Source organism: Thalassospira sp. MCCC 1A03138, assembly GCF_002115785.1.
Taxonomy (GTDB): Bacteria; Pseudomonadota; Alphaproteobacteria; order Rhodospirillales; family Thalassospiraceae; genus Thalassospira.
The window spans coordinates 1,005,776-1,027,688 of the sequence record NZ_JFJY01000001.1; the positions used below are offsets into that span (position 1 = coordinate 1,005,776).

19 protein-coding genes are annotated in these 21,913 nt (G+C 54.3%); 7 read left to right on the forward strand and 12 right to left on the reverse strand.

Features of this window, described 5'->3' with window-relative positions; translation table 11 throughout:
• Positions 1-8 precede the first annotated feature (8 nt).
• The 3 genes from phnL to phnN are packed head-to-tail and all read left to right on the forward strand — an operon-like array spanning position 9 to position 2,471.
• The gene (gene phnL, locus TH468_RS04695) at positions 9-713 is read left to right on the forward strand and encodes a phosphonate C-P lyase system protein PhnL (protein WP_085642376.1); all 705 of its coding nucleotides are present in this window, start codon (positions 9-11) and stop codon (positions 711-713) included.
• Positions 706-1,848, forward strand: coding sequence for an alpha-D-ribose 1-methylphosphonate 5-triphosphate diphosphatase (locus tag TH468_RS04700; RefSeq protein WP_085642377.1), 1,143 nt, complete (start codon positions 706-708; stop codon positions 1,846-1,848). Before phnL ends, TH468_RS04700 begins: the two co-directional genes overlap by 8 nt.
• Positions 1,845-2,471 (forward strand): phosphonate metabolism protein/1,5-bisphosphokinase (PRPP-forming) PhnN, encoded by a 627-nt coding sequence (gene phnN, locus TH468_RS04705; protein ID WP_085642378.1) that lies wholly within the window; start codon positions 1,845-1,847, stop codon positions 2,469-2,471. Before TH468_RS04700 ends, phnN begins: the two co-directional genes overlap by 4 nt.
• A gap of 61 nt (positions 2,472-2,532) precedes the next feature.
• On the opposite strand, the gene TH468_RS04710 is transcribed toward phnN, so the two are convergent.
• From TH468_RS04710 to TH468_RS04735, 6 genes are all read right to left on the reverse strand, one after another.
• Entirely contained in the window at positions 2,533-3,228 is a 696-nt protein-coding gene (locus TH468_RS04710) for a DUF1045 domain-containing protein (protein WP_085642379.1), read from the reverse strand.
• A gap of 23 nt (positions 3,229-3,251) precedes the next feature.
• On the reverse strand, positions 3,252-3,899 hold the full coding sequence (locus TH468_RS04715; RefSeq protein ID WP_062953157.1) for a chloramphenicol acetyltransferase: 648 nt from the start codon (positions 3,897-3,899) through the stop codon (positions 3,252-3,254).
• 3 nt (positions 3,900-3,902) lie between these two features.
• Entirely contained in the window at positions 3,903-4,715 is an 813-nt protein-coding gene (phnE, locus tag TH468_RS04720) for a phosphonate ABC transporter, permease protein PhnE (protein ID WP_062953156.1), read from the reverse strand.
• 66 nt (positions 4,716-4,781) lie between these two features.
• Positions 4,782-5,798, reverse strand: coding sequence for a phosphonate ABC transporter substrate-binding protein (gene phnD, locus TH468_RS04725; protein ID WP_085642380.1), 1,017 nt, complete (start codon positions 5,796-5,798; stop codon positions 4,782-4,784).
• Positions 5,799-5,872: 74 nt separating this feature from the next.
• A complete protein-coding gene (gene phnC, locus TH468_RS04730) occupies positions 5,873-6,712 on the reverse strand; it encodes a phosphonate ABC transporter ATP-binding protein (protein ID WP_062953154.1) in 840 nt (279 codons plus the stop codon).
• Between the two features lie 302 nt (positions 6,713-7,014).
• A complete protein-coding gene (locus tag TH468_RS04735; RefSeq protein WP_085642381.1) occupies positions 7,015-8,007 on the reverse strand; it encodes an Ldh family oxidoreductase in 993 nt (330 codons plus the stop codon).
• 260 nt (positions 8,008-8,267) lie between these two features.
• On the opposite strand from TH468_RS04735, the gene TH468_RS04740 reads away from it, so the two are divergent.
• The gene (locus tag TH468_RS04740) at positions 8,268-8,732 is read left to right on the forward strand and encodes an META domain-containing protein (RefSeq protein ID WP_062953153.1); all 465 of its coding nucleotides are present in this window, start codon (positions 8,268-8,270) and stop codon (positions 8,730-8,732) included.
• Positions 8,733-8,810: 78 nt separating this feature from the next.
• On the opposite strand, the gene TH468_RS04745 is transcribed toward TH468_RS04740, so the two are convergent.
• The 3 genes from TH468_RS04745 to TH468_RS04755 form a co-directional block, all read right to left on the reverse strand.
• A complete protein-coding gene (locus tag TH468_RS04745; RefSeq protein ID WP_062959395.1) occupies positions 8,811-10,442 on the reverse strand; it encodes a BCCT family transporter in 1,632 nt (543 codons plus the stop codon).
• Between the two features lie 65 nt (positions 10,443-10,507).
• On the reverse strand, positions 10,508-10,921 hold the full coding sequence (locus TH468_RS04750) for a universal stress protein (RefSeq protein WP_085642382.1): 414 nt from the start codon (positions 10,919-10,921) through the stop codon (positions 10,508-10,510).
• A 270-nt stretch (positions 10,922-11,191) separates the two neighbouring features.
• On the reverse strand, positions 11,192-12,133 hold the full coding sequence (locus tag TH468_RS04755; RefSeq protein ID WP_139834630.1) for an alpha/beta hydrolase: 942 nt from the start codon (positions 12,131-12,133) through the stop codon (positions 11,192-11,194).
• A gap of 498 nt (positions 12,134-12,631) precedes the next feature.
• On the opposite strand from TH468_RS04755, the gene katG reads away from it, so the two are divergent.
• Complete coding sequence (gene katG, locus TH468_RS04760; protein WP_085642383.1) at positions 12,632-14,818, forward strand: catalase/peroxidase HPI; 2,187 nt, start codon at positions 12,632-12,634, stop codon at positions 14,816-14,818.
• Between the two features lie 125 nt (positions 14,819-14,943).
• Here katG and TH468_RS04765 read toward each other — a convergent pair whose 3' ends face one another.
• From TH468_RS04765 to TH468_RS04775, 3 genes are read right to left on the reverse strand one after another with little or no spacing between them, the layout of a single operon-like run.
• A complete protein-coding gene (locus tag TH468_RS04765; protein WP_139834631.1) occupies positions 14,944-16,128 on the reverse strand; it encodes a hypothetical protein in 1,185 nt (394 codons plus the stop codon).
• A 13-nt stretch (positions 16,129-16,141) separates the two neighbouring features.
• On the reverse strand, positions 16,142-16,594 hold the full coding sequence (locus tag TH468_RS04770; RefSeq protein ID WP_085642385.1) for a hypothetical protein: 453 nt from the start codon (positions 16,592-16,594) through the stop codon (positions 16,142-16,144).
• Positions 16,591-18,435, reverse strand: a complete 1,845-nt coding sequence (locus TH468_RS04775) for a Z1 domain-containing protein (RefSeq protein WP_168177067.1) — start codon at positions 18,433-18,435, stop codon at positions 16,591-16,593. The genes TH468_RS04770 and TH468_RS04775 overlap by 4 nt, the downstream gene beginning before the upstream one ends.
• 1,136 nt (positions 18,436-19,571) lie before the next feature.
• Here TH468_RS04775 and TH468_RS04785 point away from each other — a divergent pair.
• Positions 19,572-20,255 (forward strand): isoprenylcysteine carboxylmethyltransferase family protein, encoded by a 684-nt coding sequence (locus tag TH468_RS04785; RefSeq protein WP_085642388.1) that lies wholly within the window; start codon positions 19,572-19,574, stop codon positions 20,253-20,255.
• Positions 20,256-20,527: 272 nt separating this feature from the next.
• Positions 20,528-21,673 (forward strand): amidohydrolase family protein, encoded by a 1,146-nt coding sequence (locus TH468_RS04790; RefSeq protein ID WP_085642389.1) that lies wholly within the window; start codon positions 20,528-20,530, stop codon positions 21,671-21,673.
• Positions 21,674-21,913: the final 240 nt, after the last annotated feature.

The following is a 21,913-nucleotide window of genomic DNA, read 5'->3' on the forward strand; positions in this document are numbered from 1 at the left end:
CGATTGAAATGTCTGAAATGCTTCACGCCAAAAAGGTCGCCAAGGGCTTTACCCTCCATACTCAGGGCAGCGTCACGATCCCGGTATTCGAAGGGGTGGAATTCCGCCTCAATGCCGGTGAATGCATTGCGCTGACCGGTGAATCCGGATCGGGGAAAAGTACCTTCATGCGCATGCTCTATGCCAATTACACCTGTTCAAGCGGCTCGATCAGCGTGCTTCACGATGGTGACTGGCTTGATATCACCACCGCAAGCCCGCATGCCATCCTTGATATGCGCAAACGCACCATGGGCTATGTCAGCCAGTTCCTGCGCGTCATTCCGCGTGTACCAACACTGGAAATTGTTGCCGAACCGCTGATCGCGCTGGGCACGGCGCGTGAAACGGCGATGGAAAAGGCCCGCGACCTTTTGACCCGCTTGCGCATCCCCGAACGTCTGTGGCAACTTTCACCCCTGACCTTTTCCGGGGGCGAACAGCAGCGCGTGAATATCGCGCGCGGTTTTATCGCCGATTATCCGATCATGCTGCTTGATGAACCGACCGCATCGCTTGACACCCAAAATCGTGCCACGGTTCTGGCATTGATTGAAGAAGCCAAGGCACGCGGCGCTGCCATTGCCGGTATTTTCCATGATCACGAGACCCGCGATGCGGTCTGCACGGGATCATTTGATGTGACTTCGTTTAAAGTTGGGGCCAATGACTGAACAGATTTTTACCAATGCCAAAATTGTCCTCGCCAATGATGTCATCGAGGGTGCCGTTCAGATCAGGGACGGACTGATCACCGACATCTCGGACCGCCCGTCCAATCTGCCCGGTGCCGAAGACATGGTCGGCGATTACCTGATGCCCGGACTGGTCGAACTGCATACCGACAATCTCGAAAAGCACCTGACCCCGCGCCCCAAAACCCGCTGGCCCGCCACCGCCGCCGTGATTGCGCACGACAATCAGGTCGCCAGTGCCGGCATCACGACGGTGTTTGATGCGGTCTCCATCGGCGATGTCAATGAAGGCTCCGAACGCATAGTCCGGCTGGTTGAATCGGTGGAGGCCCTTGGCCATGCACAGGAAAACAACCTTCTGCGTGCCGATCACAAACTGCATCTGCGCTGCGAAACGTCCTATCCGGGCATGGTGGATGCCTTGGCCAAACTGGTGGATATCCCGCTGGTGCGGATGCTTTCCGTAATGGATCACACGCCGGGCCAACGCCAATTCGTCAGCCTGGATGCCTATTACACCTATTATCAGGGCAAATACGGCCTTTCGGACGAGGAAATGCGCAAGTTCGTCGCCAGCCGCAAACGCGATTCCGAACTTTATTCCGTCAAACACCGCCGTCACGTCGTCGAACTTGCCCACCAAAAGAATCTGGCGCTGGCAAGCCACGATGACGCAACCGAGGAACATGTCGCCGAAGCCGTCGCCGATAAAATGACCGTGGCCGAATTCCCGACGACACTGGCGGCTGCCAAGGCATCGCACGAAGGCGGGCTTGGCGTGATGATGGGCGGGCCAAACCTTGTACGCGGCGGCTCGCACAGCGGCAATGTCGCCGCGGGCGATCTGGCAAAGCACGGCTATCTCGACATTATTTCAAGCGACTATGTCCCGCACAGCCTGCTGCACGGTGTCATGAAGCTGTTTGATGATTTCGACGCCTATGATCTTCCTCGTGCGGTGCGCACCGCGACCCTGACCCCGGCCAGACAGGTCGGCCTTGATGACCGGGGCGAGATTGCGGTTGGCAAACGCGGCGATCTGATCCGTGTGCATCATTCACCGCACCATCCGATTGTGCGCGGTGTCTGGCGTCTGGGAAGCCGCGTGTCATGACCACGCGCCATGACACCCCTCATGGCGCTTCGGAAAATGGATTACTGATTCTTGTCGTCGGCCCCAGCGGGGTTGGCAAGGATACCCTATTGGATGCGGCACGGGCGCGTTTGCATGACGATGAAACCATCCTGTTTCCCCGTCGCTGTATTACCCGTCCGGCCGGATCGGTTGGCGAAATCCATATTCCGGTCCGCGCCGAGGATTTTGCATCCATGGCAAAGCAGGGTGCCTTCCTGCTGAGCTGGCGGGCGCACAATCTTTGTTACGGCATTCCCAATCATGTCCAAAACGACGTCTCCAGCGGCAAAATCGTTGTCGTCAACGCATCACGCAGCGTGATTGACGATGCCCGCAATCTTCTGGGTTCCGATCACGTCCGGGTCATCAGCATCCGGGCGCACGAAGATGCCCTTCGCCAACGCCTTGTGGCCCGTGGCCGCGAAAGTTCCGACGATATCGAACAACGCCTGCGGCGCGCCTCGGCCTATCAGGTCGATGGTCCCAACGTGATCGCAGTTGAAAATGACAATGACCTTGAAACCGGTATTGGCCGCTTCATTGATGCCATTTTCCACCGCCCGGCGCACACGGATAAAGCGCCCGGAAACCGGGTAGTCTGAAACAAAAATGCTGCAGCAAAACACTGCAGCATTTTTTTAATTCCCACGGCGCAATCACCCGTCATCCAAGCGCAAAGCGCCCCAACAAATCAAACGGCCGTCCCGCCCCCGGATCCCCAAACAGGCAAACCTCCGATACCACAAACGGCGATTGGCACAACGGTGCAACAATCGGGGCCACCGCATCACGCACCCGCATCATCCGGTCCGGGTCAAGCTTGTCTGTCAGGGTCAGGTGAAAACGGAATTCTTCCATCACATAGGGATAACCCCATCTGACCAGATATTCTTCCTGTCGATCACTTAACCCAGATGCACGGCGTTTATTCATCGCGGCTTCGTCTTCGGGCTGCCGAAAACCGTCAAGCCCGCGCACAAGACCAGACGCCAGCGCACCAAGCTGATCGGTTGGCGCAGTCGGGATCAGGGCAATAAAACTGCCAATCGATTTCAGCAAAAGCGGGCCACACGTCACCGAAGGCACCGTCGCACAATAGTCGGCAATCGCACGTTCAAGCTGCACGCGCGTCTGGCCATCCTTTAAGGCGAAGGGCGGTTTCAGGGTGCCATGAAACCCGTATCGCGACGGGGAAACGGTTATGGCCGCGACCTCACCATCGGCAAGGCCGATGGCAGCCGGGCGATCCATTTCCCGTCCGGTTTCGGGATCACGCCCCAGCCAGGCATTGCCGAAAGCCGCCAGATCACTGTCGGCTTTCGGTGCATAATAAACAGCATAACGCTGATAGTCGGTCATGTGGCCTCGAACTGGCTTTCGATTTATCGCAGATCGTATTTCAGACAGAAATCCCGTACCGGCAGACGCCGAAAATCGTCAAGCCGTTCTGCCAATGTTGCATGATCCCAGTCCCACCAGCAAATACGAAGCAGCGCATCGACAATTTCCGCATCAAATCGCGGGCGAAGCGGGGTGGCCGGAATACCCGTGACGATGGTGTAGGGCGGCACATCCTTGGTCACCACCGCACCCGAACCGACAACCGACCCGATCCCGATGGTAACCCCGCCCTGAACAATCGCGCCATGCCCGATCCAGACATCATGATCAAGCTTCACCCGCTTTTCGCGGCGCCAGTCAAAAAACGCCGGATCATCATCGCCAAGCTCATAGGCACTCGACCGGTACTGGAAATGATGCATCGATGCCCGGTCCATCGGATGCTGCCCCGGATTGATCCTTGTATGGGCCGCGATATTTACGAATTTACCGATATCGGAATAGATGATCTCGCTGTCATTGACGACATAGGAATAATCACCCATCACGCTTTCGCGAATGCTGGTGCGCGCGCCAATTTCGGTCCAGACACCAAACTCGCAATCAACAACGACCGCACTCTGATCAATCGTCGGGGCCTCCGACAATTGTTTCATTGCCGGTTTCGCCTGCGTAATCTTGAACGTCATGGATCAGGTCACCAGTTTGCGAAGACGCTGCGAAATCACATCAAGCAGACTAACTGACAGGATGATGATGATCATGACCGCGGCGGTTTCCGCGTAATAAAATGCGCGGATATATTCCCACAAAACCATGCCAATGCCACCCGCACCGACAATGCCAAGAACGGTTGCCGACCGCACGTTGCTTTCAAACCGGTACAGCGAATAGGAAATCCAAAGCGGAAGAACCTGCGGGATCACCCCAAAGATGACCTCCTGCAACCCGTTGGCACCGGTGGCCCGGATGCCTTCGACCGGTTCGGGATCAATCGCTTCGACGGCTTCTGAAAACAGCTTTGCCAGAACGCCGGTGGTATGGATCCAAAGCGCAAGCACACCGGCAAACGGACCAAGACCAACCGCAACAACGAACAGCATGGCAAAAACCATTTCATTGATCGCGCGGAAGGAATCCATCAGGCGGCGCACCGGCTGGTAAACCCAGAACGGCACAATATTTTCAGAACACAGAATGCCAAACGGGATCGAACAGACAATCGCAAGCGCCGTGCCCCAGATCGCAATCTGGATGGTGATCCACATTTCGCTGACATAGGTTTTCCACATCAGGAAATCCGGCGGGAAAAACCCGTCCGCGAAATCGACCATGTTGCCACTGTTTTCAATCAGGGCCATGGGCCGCATGTCGGCCCCCTCCCAGGACAGGGCCAGAATGGCCAGAATGAACGCCCAAAGAAGGAAACTTGCGCCTGAACGTTTCAGATCGCGCGGCGGAAGTTCTGCGGCGGTTACGGCAGATGTCGAAAGGCTGCTGTTCATGTTCTTTTCCCGGGAAATAAAAACAAACGGGGAGCCCTGATATCGGGCTCCCCGTTCGGATGCCGGTTACTCGTAAGAAACCAGGATATCGAGTTCTGCGAGCTGCTTGTCGATTTCAGAAACGCGTTTTGCTTTCTCGTCGGCAGACAGTTCGGCGGTGTTCTCGATTTTCAGCTTGTCTTTATACAGTTCAAGCTGACGGATCGGGTAAAGCTGCGCATTGCTGCTTTCCATGAACTTGCCCATGCCATCCTGAATGCCGCCAAGAACCTTGTTGGCTTCTTCAACATCGCCCAGACGACCGTAACCAAGGAAGAACGCCTTGATTTCGGATTTCAGTTCGCGCGACATATCCTTGCGATAAACCATCGGATCAGACGGGATCAGCGGCGAGGTCCAGATAACCTTGACCTTGTCGGTGATTTCCGGCTTGACCATCTGGGTGCGGGCAAGCTGTTCGGAATTGTTGGCCGCAACGTCAACCTGATGATTGGCGGTCGCCATCAGGTTGGTTTCATGGTTGGCATTGCGAACGGTCTTGAAGCAGTTCTTCGGATCAACGCCGTTCTGCGCAAAGACGTAATAGGTCGGAACCAGGAAGCCCGAGGTCGAGTTCGGATCACCGATACCGAAATTAAGCGAACCATCGCATTTCAGCATGTCGGCAAGCGTGTTGAGCTTGTCGTTATCGGCCTGGGTGATGATGTGGGAATAATAGCCGTTCGTGCCGTCGCTTTTGGACGTCTGGACGAAAACTTCGCCGCCCGCACGGTCAACGGCTTCCATGGCCGACTTGTTACCGAACCAGCCAACGTGAACCTTGCCAAAACGCATGCCTTCGATGATGCCGGCATAATCCGGCGCGAAGAACGCTTCGACATCCTTGCCAAGGGCTTCTTCCATATCCTCGATCAACGGCTGCCACTGGGCTTTCAGGTTCGAACTGGATTCAGTCGAGATAAAGCCGAACACGATGGTTTCCGGGTCTTTTTCAAGCGGCTTGAATTCGACATCGGCATGGGCAAAGCCCGAAGCCAGCATGCTGGCAGCAAGGGCTGCGGATGCAATTGTTTTACGGATCATGGGAAGTCCCCCGTCAGGTTGGTTGGTAGAGGTGAAATAAAAAGAGATGTAAGGCAGAGAGAAATCGTCCTGATCTAGCTTGAAACGAAAGCCAGATCCTTCTCCGCGACCCTGCTCTTTGCCGGAACGTCATCCGGGGCAGACGCGAAAAGCTCGGAAGAATATTCGCCGTAAAGTTCGCGCAGGAACTCCGGCGTCAGTTCGGTGGATGGCCCGTCAAACACGACCGCGCCATCGCGCATCGCAATGGTGCGTGCGCAATAATCACGGGCATAATCGACCTGATGCAGCGATACGATCACGGTGACATTGTCTTCGCGGTTCACCCGATCCAGCGTATTCATCACCTTGCGCGATGACGCCGGGTCAAGGGATGCAATCGGCTCGTCGGCCAGGATAAGACGCGCACCCTGCGTAATCGTGCGTGCAATCGCTGCACGCTGCTGCTGCCCACCCGAAAGATTGCGGGCCTTCTTTGTCGCATGGCTATCGATACCGACACGTTTTAACGCGGTCATCGCCCGCATGCGCTCAGCCTTGGTAAACAGGCATAACGACCCGCGCCACGCAGGCACACGGCCCAGCATCCCGGTCAGAACATTGGTCAGAACCGTCAGGCGGCTGACCAGATTGAATTGCTGAAACACAACGCCGATATCGGCACGCACCTTGCGCGCACCCCGGGCAATACGACCGTTCTGCTGGATGACTTCACCAAATACCTCGATCTTGCCGCCATCGCGATCCCCGCGCAGCAAACCGGCAATATGACGGATCAGGGTGGATTTGCCCGAACCGGACGCACCGATCAGCGCGACCATCTCGCCCTCGCGAACCTGTAAACTGACATTGTTCAATGCCCGCTTATCGCGCGAGAAGCTCTTATTCAGTCCGGATATGTCTACGACCAGCATTAAAGTCCGCCTGCTTGTGTTTCGCTGGTCAAGAAGCTACGCACAATCCGCGACTCTATGGTGACGGTGATGTTACAGTTCGATGATTACGACGCCTTCATTTCACCGACAACAATCAAACTTGTCTATACATCAAGATATCCACCAAATAAAAAACCGGCCCACCAAGAAATAACAATGTAATAATTCAATTATTACTTGTGACCGCGTTCACAAATATGGATATGAACGGGCCCAAAAACGAAAAACCCCGACAGAAAGAAACTGCCGGGGCCTTGTATTGCGCCTGATCGCGGATCGATTTACTTGATCGCCTCAATCGCGGCAATCACATCATCTTCGATATCAAGCCCCTGAATTTCCGCATCCCGGCGCGCATTCTGCCCGCGCCGCCCCGGCAACCGCACGGTTTCCTCCAGCGCGATTTCATCTGCAATATAGCGCAAATGATCAATGATCCCCGCCCCGCCAACCGCAACCGGATCAATGGCAATCACCATCTGACCCAATGCCGGTGGCGCACCCTTGTCATCAAACAGCGACGATGACTGATGCCCGAACTGCGCGCCGGTCAATCCGGCGGCCAGCATTTCGACCATCATGGCAAGGGCCGCACCCTTGACCCCACCCGCCGGAACCATCGTCCCCTCAAGCGCCCTGACCGCATCCGTCGTCGGATTGCCGTCAACATCCAATGCCCAGTCATCGGGGATCGGAACGCCCTTCTGCTTGGCCGCCATGATCTTGCCGCGTGCGACCTTCGATAGTGCCAGATCAATCACGATCGGATCGCCATCACCAATCGGGGTGGCAAAGGCAATCGGGTTGGTGCCAAACATCGGGCGGCGACCACCCCACGGCGCCATTGCCGCCGGGGCATTGGCAAACATCATCGCCGCCAGTCCCGCCTCCGCCAGCTTTTCCACCGTAAGTCCCATCACGCCGGCATGGTGCGATTTATGGATTGCCGCAACCGCAATCCCCTGACTGCGCGCAATATCCGGCAATCGTTCGATCATCAGATCAAGCGCCGGATAGGCAAAGCCGAACTGCGCATCAATCCGCAAAACGGCCGGAAACGGCTGATCAGCCACCGGCTTGGCATGCCCGTCAACCTTGCCGGCACGGGCCTGCGCGGCATAGGCCGGAACGCGGCGCAATCCATGTCCGCCCTGTCCTGCGGCCTCGGCGGTGACCAGGGCGGTTGCAACCGATCCGGCATTGTCGGGATCAACGTTGCAGCGCAGCAGGGTATTGCACACAAGCGCATGTGCGTCAGACAGGGCAAGCTTCATGATGGTGACCTTAAGATAGTGGCGGGAAGATAATGGTGGCGGGCCCGGATACATTAGCCGCGCGAATGCCCCGACGCAAAGGTCTTGTGCACCGCAACCCTGCAAAACCATTCGGCCAAACCCTTACGACAGCACTATAAAACCGGCGCTCGAATATGCTAAAATTTCGCCGCAAAGTCGTATGAGTATCCCGCCACGGTTCACGCTGCCCGAAACGCGGCAGTCAGACCGGGACAGATTCCAAACACAGGATATTTCGAATGCGCAAAGTAACCTCATTAACCTTCGCGGCATTTGGCATCGCCAGCAGCCTGTGGCTTGCCGGTTGTGCTGCCACAACCAAACCGGCCGAGGAAAAATCACCCGCCGACTGGTCGGCCATCGCCGGTCGCGACTGGCAGCTGATGCGAATTGAGGCGAAAGACAAAAGCCTGACCCCGATGACCCCGATCCTGGCCAGCGTCAATTTTACCAATGACGGAAAAATTGCCGGGTCGACCGGCTGCAACCGCTATTTCGGCAGTTACACCCGCAAGGATACCGCCCTTGATGTCTCCCCGCTCGGCAGCACCAAAATGATGTGCATGGAAGACGCGATGGAGATCGAAGACGCCTTTATCGCCGCCATGGCAGATGTCAAAGGCTGGAAAGTACAGGACGGCGACCTGATGCTGGTGGATGGCAGCGCCAAATCCATCATGACGTTCGAGCCGATCCAGCCATAGGCAGGACAGGGATCACACGAACCCGTAAAAAAAGGGGCGCAGATCACTGCGCCCCTTTTGCGTTGGTCTGTCGGCAACCTATCGCGGCTCGCTGCGCAACCCCTGAATGATGGAATAACACGCCAGCAAAAGCACGATGGCAAACGGGAACCCGGTTGAAACCGCCATCGCCTGCAGGGAGCCAAGCCCCCCGCCCAGCAGCAGCGCAATCGCAACAAGCCCTTCGAACGTGCACCAGAAAACCCGCTGGGGCACCGGCGCATCAACCTTGCCGCCCGCGGTGATGGTATCGATCACCAGCGACCCGGAATCGGACGAGGTGACAAAGAAGACAATCACCAGAACAATCCCGATAAAGGACGTGATCGCATGCAACGGCAGGGCTTCAAGCATGCTAAACAGCTTGATCGGAAGCGCCGCATCGGCAATCGCCTGCACGCCTTCATTGACCATATGCACTGCCGTGCCGCCAAATGCCGTCATCCACAGCACACACACCAGCGACGGAATGATCAGGACACAGGTAATAAATTCCCGCACCGTCCGGCCACGCGACACGCGTGCGATGAACATGCCGACAAACGGCGACCAGGAAATCCACCACGCCCAATAGAACGAGGTCCAGCCCTGGCTGAAATTGGTATCCTCACGCCCGACCGGGTTCGAAAGCGCCGGCAGATATTCGACATAGGCGACAAGACTTGTGAAAAAGCCCTTGATGATATCCATGGTCGGCCCGACCAGCACGACAAACAGCAACAGCAATGCCGCCAGAACCATATTGATTTCCGAAAGCCGTTTGACCCCGGCATCAAGCCCGGCCAGAACCGAAATCAGCGCAACCCCGGTAATTGCGATAATCAGGACAACCTTCGATCCGTCCGTAACCGGAATGCCAAACAGGAATTCAAGCCCGGCATTGGCCTGCTCCGCACCGAAACCAAGCGACGTCGCAAGCCCGAACAGGGTGGCAAACACCGCCAGAATATCAATCACATGCCCGGTCCAGCCCCAGACACGCTCGCCAAAGATCGGATAAAACACCGACCGCATGGTAAGCGGCAGGCCCTTGTTAAACGAAAACAGCGCCAGGGCCAGCGCAACCGTGGCATAGATCGCCCACGGATGAAGTCCCCAGTGGAAAATCGTCGCCGCCATGCCAAGGTCAAAGGCCGCGTCCGCATTGCCCATCGCCCCGCCAAGCGGTGCCCAGTCCGTGCGCGCCCCGCCATCACCGACCGTCGCACCGCCCATCGATGTGGTAAAGTGCGAAATCGGCTCGGACACGCCATAAAACATAAGGCCGATGCCCATCCCGGCCGCAAACAGCATGGCAAACCAGCCGCTATAGGAATAATCCGGTGTCGCATCCTGCCCGCCCAGCCGGACCTTACCCAGCGGCGAGACAATCAGAAACAGACACAGCAAAACAAAAACATTCGCCACCGACAGGAAGAACCAGTCAAAGGTCGATGTCAGCCAGCCCCGAAGGTCATTGAACATCGGCCCGACACTTTCCTGAAAGGCCAGTGTGAAAAACACGAATGCAACAATCGATAACCCCGAAATCAGGAATACCGGGTTATGAATATCAAGGCCGAACGGCCCGATCTGTGTGGTGATGTTATCCTGTCCGATTTCATATTCGGTATCGATCGGATTGGCCGCACCATCCGGGCTTTCAATGCCCGTCTCGGCATTCGATCCCATGAAAATCTCCCTTGAAAAGCAATTTTGCGGCCACCCCTGGCCGCATCTGTCCGGTTTGCCTGCTATTAACGCACCAGAAACACGGAATGATCCCAGTGCGATGCAACATATCCGCCGTGGGATGCAAAAATATGATCGGCAATACCCGGCACGTGCGACGCCATGACGATCACATCCGCCTTGGCCTCCGTTGCCGCATCAACAATGATTTCGCTCAGATCAATCGCCGGATCATGTGAAATGCGGGTCATGCCCGAACATTCAACACCGGTCTTCTTGGCCTGCTCTTCGGCAAAGGCCGCCATTTTGCGATCATATTCTGCTGGCGTATGCGCAATCGGGGATGGAGTATTGGTTCCGACCCCGAAAAAGCAGATTTTGGCATCATAATGCTTTGCCAGATCCGCCGCCGTCGAAAGCGCCTTTTCCAGCTTGTCGATATGCGTCAGATCAACGGGTACCATGATCTTGCGATACATTCCCTGCCTCCGTTCTACGGGTGCCCTAACGGGCAAAACACACCTTCGAAACAGATGAGGCGACAAAGACTATCACCAGAACAGGAAATTATCAAAACACTCATCACCGGCGGATTTCCCGCAACAGATGAATACAGATACCAGACCGCGACAATCAACCAGAAGAAACCGCCAAATAATTCCGGCGATTTAGCGGACCCATTAAATCCGGATCATTTCATATTGCGCACAAATTAGCAGAAATATCCGGTACATTATTATGCCGTAGAATTATTCTGCCGCCATGCGCCTTATCGCATCACACAGGAATTTAAATCCGGTCGCCGCCCCGTCGCTCATATGCCGCGCACGCAGCCAGCCATGGATCATTTGCGGTTCCTCGCGGTACGTCACATCAATCCCGGCCCGGGCAAGGCGCGCGGTATATTCCCGCCCGTCATCACGCAGCGGATCAAAATAGGCCGCGGTGATATAGGTTGGCGGCAACCCGCGCAGGTCCTCCGCCGATAACGGATAGGCCACCGGATCATCCATCGGCGCCTTCAGGACATCGCGATAATAAATCACATCATCGGTGCTTAAACCGGGGGCGGATGCCATCTGCCCATAGGATGGCCAGCCAAGATCACCGCCAAGGGCCGGATAAATCAGGACCTGCCCCACAACCCCCGCACCAAGCCCCTCATCGCGCGCCCGGATCGCAAGCCCGCCGGCCAATGTCGCCCCGGCACTATCGCCAATCAGCACGACCTCCGCCCCGCGCGACAGCACATCACGCGCAACCGCAAACGCATCCTGATGCGCGGCGGGCCAAAGATGTTCGGGGGCCAGCCGGTAATCGACCGAAATCATTTCCGCCCCGGCCGCCTCGGCAATCTCGGCACAGATCGCATCATGGCTATCCAGCGACCCGACGATAAACCCGCCGCCATGCAGGTATAAAAGCTTCCGCGTCGTTCTGATTTTCGCCGGGCGATAAATCCGTACCGCCACCCCGGCAATATGATCATCACGGCTCAGAAGCCCCGGCGGATGGGGATAGGCAAAGGCATCACAAAGGGCGCCATACCATTTGCGTTGCTGCGCAATATCGGCGGCAACCGCATCGGGCGGATAAAGCCGGTCGCATCTGGCGATGAAGTCACGGATGCCTGCTTCGTCAGGCATCGGGCTATAGGCGATATCAGGCATCGCCTGATCGGACCCGTCCATGTCGCACAACTTCCCCAATGATGTTTTGATGTTTGTACGCGCAAGCCTAACGCCAATCACGCGCGCTTGAAAAGCATGCAAATGCGCCATGGCGGTTTTGTGACCTCGATCCCCCGGATCGGCCCGACTACAAATCGGTAAAATCTATCAAAAAATTCAAAAATAACTATTTAACCTATACACTCAAAACGCGTTAGCCTGCTTGACAGCATCGCCCGACATGACGCCCAATGATTTAACAATCTCGTCTTGTTGCGATCACAAGTTTCGACATTACCTTGAACAGGGAAGCATCACGCCGAAATGTTCACCAGAATGTTCAAATATTCCTGCGGTCAATATGACCGGCTCACGACCCGGCGGGAGAGAGAAACCAGAAGCCGATACAAGACCGCGAATTGGGGATGCCCCATCATGCCGCAATCCGCAAATATCGCTTTGGGTAAAACCTGACCGGATCAGGAAAACAGGAACAGCCAGCCATTACGGGAGAGAGAAATGGACGGAAAACAGACAGCAGGGAAATGCCCGGTCATGCATGGCGGTATGACCGCACTGGGCACCACGGTTATGGATTGGTGGCCAAACGCTCTTAACTTCGACATCCTGCATCAGCACGACATGAAAACCAATCCGCTGGGCAAGGATTTCAACTACCGCGAAGAACTCAAAAAGCTCGACGTCGAAGGCCTTAAAAACGACCTTCGCGCGCTGATGAATGAAAGCCAGGAATGGTGGCCCGCCGACTGGGGCAGCTATGTTGGCATGTTCGCCCGTGTCGCATGGCATTCCGCAGGCTCGTATCGTCTGGCCGATGGCCGTGGGGGTGGTGGCACCGGCAACCAGCGTTTCGCACCGCTCAACTCCTGGCCTGATAACGTCAACACCGACAAGGGCCGCCGTCTGCTCTGGCCGATCAAGCGCAAATATGGCAATAAAATCTCCTGGGCCGATCTGATGATCCTGGCCGGCACGATTGCCTATGAAGTCGCGGGCCTCAAAACCTATGGCTTCGCCTTTGGCCGCGAAGATGTCTGGCACCCGGAAAAGGACACCTATTGGGGTGCGGAAAAGGAATGGCTGGCACCAAGCGACAGCCGTTATGAGGACATCACCCGCCCCGACACCATGCAAAACCCGTTGGCCGCTGTTCAGATGGGCCTGATCTATGTGAACCCGGAAGGTGTGAACGGGCAGCCTGACCCGATGAAAACCGCCGCCCAGGTCCGCGAAACCTTCGCCCGCATGGCAATGGATGACGAGGAAACCGCGGCCCTCACCGCTGGTGGCCACACCATCGGCAAATCGCACGGCAATGGCTCGCCGTCTGATCTCAGCCCCGAACCAGAAGCCGCCGACGTCGAATATCAGGGCATCGGTTGGATGAAAACCAATGGCCGTGGCATTGGCCGCGATACCATGGTTTCGGGCATCGAAGGTGCCTGGACCACCAACCCGACCAAATGGGATATGGGCTGGTTCGATATGCTGTTCGGTCACGAGTGGGAGCTGAAGAAAAGCCCGGCTGGCGCATGGCAGTGGGAACCGACCGACATCAAGGAAGAAGACATGCCGGTCGATGTCGAGGATCCCTCGATCCGCTGCAAACCGATCATGACCGATGCCGATATGGCGATGAAGGTCGACCCGACCTATAACGCCATCTGCCAGAAATTCATGAAGGACCCGGAATATTTCTCCGAAACCTTTGCCCGCGCATGGTTCAAACTGACCCATCGCGACATGGGCCCGAAGGTCCGCTATGTCGGCCCGGACGTGCCCAAGGAAGACCTGATCTGGCAGGACCCGATCCCGTCTGTTGATTACACGCTCTCGGACGCCGAAATCGCCGATCTCAAGTCCAAACTACTCAGCAGCGGCCTGACCAGCGCCGAACTGATCAACACCGCTTGGGACAGTGCCCGGACCTATCGCGGTTCGGACATGCGCGGCGGCGCCAATGGCGCGCGTATCCGTCTGGCCCCGCAAAAGGACTGGGCGGGGAACGAGCCCGAACGCCTTGCCAAGGTTCTCAAAACCCTGGAGGGCATTCAGGCAGGCCTTGCCAAGAAAGTAAGCCTCGCCGATCTGATCGTGCTCGGTGGTACGGCAGCCGTTGAAAAGGCCGCGAAGGATGCCGGTGTCAACATCACCGTCCCGTTCGCACCGGGCCGGGGTGACGCGACGGCCGAAATGACCGATGCCGCAAGTTTCGAGCCGCTCGAACCGCTGGCCGATGGCTATCGCAACTGGCTGAAAGACGATTATGTGGTTTCGCCCGAAGAAATGATGCTGGACCGGACCCAGCTCATGGGCCTGACCGCACCGGAAATGACCGCACTGGTCGGTGGCATGCGCGTTCTTGGCACCAATCATGGCGGCACCAAGCACGGCGTCTTTACCGACCGTGTCGGCAAACTGACGACCGACTTCTTCGTCAACCTGACCGACATGGCCTATAGCTGGAAACCGGCTGGCGACAACCTTTACAACATCGTTGATCGCAAAACCGGGGCGACCAAATGGACCGCCACCCGCGTTGACCTCGTGTTTGGCTCAAACGCCATCCTGCGCGCCTATGCCGAAGTCTACGCCCAGGACGACAACCACGAGAAGTTCGTCAAGGACTTCGTCGCGGCCTGGACCAAGGTGATGAACGCAGACCGGTTTGATCTGGCTGCGTAAGGGTTGTGTGCCTTTGAGATGATGATCTGGATTGGAGCCTTCGGGCTCTGACAAACGAACACCCCCGGTCGTGAGGCCGGGGGTGTTTTTATTTCGACACAACGGAAAACAAGGACTCACTGGAATTAATTAGCGATCGGCTTGTAAAAGCTAATGACGTATTCCTGATTCATTCTCTTTGATAACGCTGTTTTGTTAGAGCTCTTCATCGGCATATAGCGTCTATTTTCAGGAATGTCACGCGTCTGAACACTCTTGACTGAAAAACCTGCTTTTTGAGCTGCAATGATTAGAAGGTCTGAGTTTCTAATTTCTTTTCCTTTAACTTGTGAGTTCCCCATCACATAAGTCGCTTCCCGATCAGTCTTCAACACTCGAAAAGCATCCTTTGTAAGGTCGCACAAGTCTCTATAGTAACGTTTCAGAATGCGCTTCTTCTTGTCGTCGATGTCGTCATGCAATTTGGACAGGAACACTTTGAATTCCTCATCGTGCTCGCTGTCCAGTACTAACTCAGCACCAACCGCCCTCGACCGAATATTTCTCAGAGAGCTCACACTGTGCCCCAGCCATACAAGCGAAAGCCTATGGCCTCTCATATAGTCAATTGCGTTCAAATATGGCGGCGAAGTAATAATACAATCAATAGACTGGTCCGCAATTCGCCCCATTCTTCGTGCGTCACCACGATAACTTTTGACGTTTTCCTTGATGCGTGTTGGGCTCAGCGCAGATAAGACGTGAGACAATGATTTTGGCAAAGCATTGAACACATCAAATGTGTTCTCGCTAATTGTGCGGTGTGGTCGACTATGTGCAGTATCCCGCGCGAACGACGCCTTCGGTTCTTTTGTCACAATAAGCCGAGAAACTGCAACTTTTAGAATATCCAAAATGATCTGGCTTTTGATAAATGGCTTTTCAACCAATAGATAACTAAGAATCCGAAGCTGTCTTTGCTGCGCTTTGCCAAACCAGAAATCGACGAACTTTTTTGTTTCGATATCTTCATCCATCCAAGAAAGAGAAACATCTTTCACATCAATATCGGTCGCCAAAGACAACAGTTTCTCTAGTGCTTGATGCGCTTTGTTGGAGTCGACAAACCGCCCATTAGCCCTAGAAATCAAGCACGCTAATGGGTCCAAGTCATATCCAATTGCCTTTAGGCCGACTTTAGCTGCTGTGCCAAGTACCATTCCCGACCCAGACATTGGGTCAAGAACCACGTAATCGCTTGGCAGTCCCTCCAGCCCTTTGAGAGCTATTTCAGGGGCCATCCGAGCCGGAAATGGATGTATATGAATCATAAGATTTTCTTCTTTATTCTTGGATAGTATCTTTTAATTTTTCGAACACGGCACCTCGACTAACCCGCCGATTCAAAGCACCATCACGTCCCTTAATCTCGTACATCGTCTTTAGCTTTCGCCGTACCGTGACATTTTCCTGCTCTTCAAAGTTCTGGTCCAAAACCTCTCGGAATTCGCTCATACTCAAGCCAACGATCCCGTCTTGACCACATATCAAACAGGTGATGCACTCGCCATATTTCTCAAATAAGGTTTGTTGTGTTGTTTGGTGAGAGTGAAAAAAATTGAAGTACCATGGTCCTTTTCTTTTTGTTGACAGCTTCAAATATACAGGGACTTTGCCATCCAGCAAATAATACCCACTCCCAACCTCCGATATTCTTTGCACAGAGATAGGCCGTTGAAACTCCTCAAACAACATCACAAAAAAAGCACCGTGGGCGCGAGCTGTACCGGATATCATCTTCTATTCTGCATAAACTTGATTGAACCACCTTTAATTTTGTAAAATATCCGCGCTTTCCCCGCATCATTGAAAAATATTTTCAAATGATGTCTCGCATTCGGATACTCACTCCGCGCGTACTCATTCGTAGCAAATATCCCTTTGGTACGACGGATGTTCTTTTTTTCTTCTGAGGTGTAATTTTTGGACGCAGTACCAAAGCCACTTGGATTGTGGAATGAGATAGCTCGCGAACCTTCTTGTAGTTCTTGTTCTAGATATCGATAGACATAGCTAGGCAGTTCGCTGTCGCTAAAACTTTCTCTCAGTCCCTGCAAAACTTCCTTGTCATCCCGCCCATTTCTCTTGAACGAGGACGCCAAATCTTCGTTGTAATCAAATAGGGCAAAAGACATCTCACCGCCTTCAAAGTCGACACTTGATCGATCAATTGAAGCCGGAGAAGTAGGTGTAGTTTTATGGTCTGAAAGCCATACAGGTGCTCCTGCTCCGCTACGCAGTGCCTCAAGTGCTAACTTATGAAACGCGAAACACTTACTCCAATTACCCATTAGGCTTTCTGGTATCCAAAGCTGGAAATATTCTTTGTAATCCTGCCTTGGACCAAACATCCTTGCGCGCTGAATATATGTATCTTGTGAGAATTTTCCTTTTACCGTTCTGGTAAAGTACATCGAAAGTAAGTTATCAAACGTAACCCCCCTTGAGATAATATTTCCGCCCACCCCAAAAGAAAAAAGACTAGTAGGAGATGCGATTTCAGCTACTTTACCTGGTTTGGGATTTCTTGAATTTATTTCGACTAATGTATTTCTTCTAATATTCTTAAGTACAAATAAACCAATTTTTTCTGGACCTTCATCACTGTACTCGCCTGCAATTTTCCAAAGTTTTTTGCGCAGTCGCTCAAAACCCGGATTATTTGCATTAGATAGTGATGCGATAGTAGATTGAATTAAATCAACATCTTCTGCGTGTTCGAGCTTCTTTCCGCTCGTATGCACTAGCATTGTAAAATTCTTCTCAATTCCTTTTTGGTGCAGCTCTGCTACCCCGCAAAGAAAATGGATTATCGCTTTCTCAATTTCTGTTTTTTCATGCCCTTCGTCAGCTTGGAATGTATGTAGTCTGTATGAACATTCTTCCTTGTGAGGAAAGAAGAAATCTTGACCGACGTAGTATGGATGAGGAAGAAAATCGACCCACTCTTCACTCACATTCTGGAATGTGTTGTTTAAGTTCAAACGCGCTGGAGTAGCAGTCACCCCAATATAAACGCCATCTTTCCCAATCAAGTTCGAAATAAGCTCGTTAATTCTTGTTTTATTGTATTCTGGTTTATTGATATTACCATCCGGAGAAGCATAGTCAGCTTCATCATCAATTATTATTAGACTCTTTTCCATCCGTAAGTAGTCAATTAGCTTCTCAAGGTCCCTTGCATTTTTTTTGCAGAAAACGACCCATTCCTGCCCTTTCAGACGTTTCGGATCATGTGGCAAATCACTAAAAGGCTTCGGGGAAGGGTTTAATCCAGACTTTCTGAATCGTTTAAGACTTTGATCAAGAAGATCCACACTGTCAGTCAGTAGGTTTACAATTATTGGGTACCCTTCATCGAGCAACTTAGCGTTCAGCGCTATCATCATTTCTGTTTTTCCGCTTTGCGGCTCTCCAAAAATAACAAAAGAACGCGAACTGTTTTTCTTTAGGTTCTCTATTGTTTTTTTGACAGTTTTTTCAATTGATGCCGTATCGGTTCCGCTATTCTTCAGAACTTCGATGCGTTTTTCATATTGATTGTTATCAAGTTTCCCAACAACAAGCTCCCAATCCATTTGAGTGTCCCTCCCCATGAATCATAAGAAAACCCTTATAATTACAACCTATGATAGCTTTTATGATTCGTAAACATATTTCACAAAGGACTCACACACAGCTATTGGCGCATAATTGAGGTAAAGATCAAAAAGGCGTGTTGTAAAACGGAGTCTGCGCGCAACCTGCCGGCCATGTTCAACCTTAGGACTAAAACCGGTCCACTGAAGCAATTTTTTCACAACCGTGTTGCCCCCCCCCCCCAACCGGCCATCAAGCTACGAGCACCGGCTCAGAGCCTGAAACTAATACGGCGGTGTCGTGCCTTGACCGCTGGCCTTTTGCCCGCCCGAACTATGATCACGGAATCCGGGCCACCACCAGCCGATGACCGATGCGACGGCAGTGCTCCCTCCCCCCAAAACCGGACTTCCAGAAACCGATAAAGCCCGGACACACCTCGGGCATCTGCCATCCTCACCAACTGACGATCTCCGGGCCCACTACCCGCTCTGGTCACCTCCGGCAATGGCACCACTTCCCGCAACCGATGGAGCCCGGACAAACTTCGGGCGTACGGCCCCCATTGGTCCACCATCGACGGGGCGCCGCTCAACGCTGCCCGCTGCTGCCATTGCTGCCATTGCTGCCGCTCCCGGCAGATTTAACGCTTCCTCCTCAACAAGACGCACCTCTCCCGTCATGACAAATGACCGGGTTAGTTCCCTTAGTCCCTTTTGTCCTGGGGCAGAGTGCCGCCGTAATGGCTCCGCCATCCGCCGACCCATATCCTGCGGAATGCCCCGCTGCCCTGCCCGTGTCTGTGTCCGTATCTTTGCCGCTGCATCCTGATCCCCTCTTTCATCCGGCCCCAAACGCAAAAACCCGCGAGGCACAAGGCCTCGCGGGTTTCGGTCCGGGCGGTTTTCTCCCGTTGACTTTTCTTTTATGCCATAAATAAAAGAACAAATCAAGAACTTTCTTCAGGAAATTTTATATGCAGCCGGAAAGGGGCGCGGGCACCCCGTCCAGGCATATGGTCGGTGGCCATATGTCCGGGAGGGCCATCCGAACGACCGGCTATGCAGTATCGGACGCCAGAACCAGACCCCTGACGATATGACTTCTGTAGCTTGATCTTGCAGGAGTGAATTTCATGTCGCGTTCGGCCGAACTCCGTTCCGCCCGTAAAGACCCATCCGACCAGACGCCGGGGGTGCTCCCCGATGGCGCGGCTCTGCGGACCATACAGCGCCGACGAAAACGTGTTCTTCGCATTGGCGTTGTCGTGCTTCTGGTTCTTGTGGCCGGAAGCCGGGCGATGGCGGAGCGCCAGAGCGAGCTTCACGACATGATCGAAGCCACCGGGCTGTTTGCGATTGGCGTCTGCATCTTTGGGCGTGGCTGGTGCTCCCTTTATATCGGCGGGCGCAAGAAAACAGAGCTTGTCACCACCGGGCCTTATTCCAGCTGCCGAAATCCGCTTTATGTTTCCAACATGATCGGCGCCTTCGGTGTCGGCGCACAGACCGGCAGTGTCGTGCTTGGCTGTCTGTTTGCCGGCCTGTGCTGGATGGTGTTTCGTAATGTTGTCGCGCACGAAGAGGCATTGCTCTCGGAACGTTTTGGCAAGGCATTCCGGCGTTATCAAAATACCGTCCCGCGCTTCCGCCCGACCTGGTTTCGCTGGCGCGATGAGGAAGACCTGCTGTGCAAACCGGCACTGTTTTTATCCACAACACGCGATGCGATGTGGTTTCTGGTCGCCGGACCGATATTTGAAGGCATCAAGCTGATGCAGGATGAGGGATGGCTGACACCGCTGATCTATCTGCCCTAGCTGTCGAACCTCAACAGGGTGTCCCGTTTTAGCCCGAGAAGCGGCTGGGCGCCGGAGTGGTTGATAGCGGCGGATAGATGCGCTGTCTTTTATCCCGCCCTGTATCCACCTTGCGGTCTTGCGGGCTATGCCAATCCCCCGAAGGAGCATCTCTTTTCCCCGCTGATCCGATGTCTGGGTGCACACGGTCGGGCATAACCCCTTCACGCCAACATGATGACGAAAGCAATACCCGAACGGCTCACCACAACAATAGCGGATTAGAAACTGACATGAAACCGACCGAAAAATCCCAACATAGCCTGACAATCGGACGACGCAGTTTTCTGGGTGGCGCGGCGGCACTTGGTGTTGGTGCCGGATTGGCAGCCCCCGCCATTATCTCCCGCGCGGCCGCGACAGAGACGTCTTCGATCATCGCGTTGCGAGACCACGACCTGCCCTTTATCGCCACCGAAGAAACCTATACCACCGACGAACTGATCGCGCTGAACGCGATTAACGATGATCACGTGGAATACCTTAAGGAAACCGGTCTTGCCGAACTCGGCCCAGGCCGCATCGGGGCCATGGATCAGGCGGGGATCAATGTTCAGATCCTCTCCGCACATACGCCGGGCGTGCAGGATCTCGCGGGTCAGGAAGGCATCGATTTTGCCTATCGCCTCAACAGGATGATTGCCACGGGCCCGATGGTCACCTATCCGGGGCGGTTCCGGGCCTATGCAACCCTGCCGCTGCAGGACCCGGCGGCATCAGCGGACGAGCTGGAACGCGCCGTTAGCAGGGATGGCTTTGTCGGCGCCATGACCAATGGCTTCATTGGCAAAAAGTTTCTCGACCATCCCGATTTCGAGCCCCTTCTGGCCCGTGCCGAGGCACTTGGCGTGCCGATATACCTGCATCCGGGTTTCCCGCCCAAGGAAGTCTTCGATATTTACTACCGTATCATGCGGCCGGGATATAATGACGAATATCAGGACTACATTCTCAGTGGTTCAGGATATGGCTGGCATCAGGAGGTGCTTACGCAATGCCTTCGACTGATCATGACCGGGGTGTTCGACAGATTCCCCAAACTGCAGATGATCATCGGCCACATGGGAGAAGGCCTTCCGTTCTACTACGAGCGTATCGTCGGGGATTTGGGCGATGTGACCGAGCGCTCGCTAAACAAGCCTATCGGGCAGTATTTCAATGACAATTTCTGGTACACGACCAGCGCATTTTTCCAGGATGAACTGCTTCATCTTTTGCTGAGATACATCAGCGTGGACCGCGTGATGTTTGGAACCGATTATCCGTTTGCAGACATGAAACAGGGCACCGACTGGTTTCGCGCAGTCGATCTGCCCCGTGAAGCCAAGGAAAAAATTGCGTTCCGAAATGCGGAAAAACTGTTCGGCATAAAGGCCTGATCCGTCCGCCCGTGCCACTGAGGGCAGGTAGCCCGCGCTCAACCTTCAGACTAAAAACGTGCCACCGGCACGTTTTCTATACGTCTTCAGCCTTCAAGTTATGAGGAGGCTCATAAGCCAAGGAAGATCAGAGGTTTAAAGGCTCTTCACGTGATCAAATAAAAAAAGCGGCCCCGTAAGGGACCGCCTTTTTTATTTGGTTGCGGGGGCAGGATTTGAACCTGCGACCTTCAGGTTATG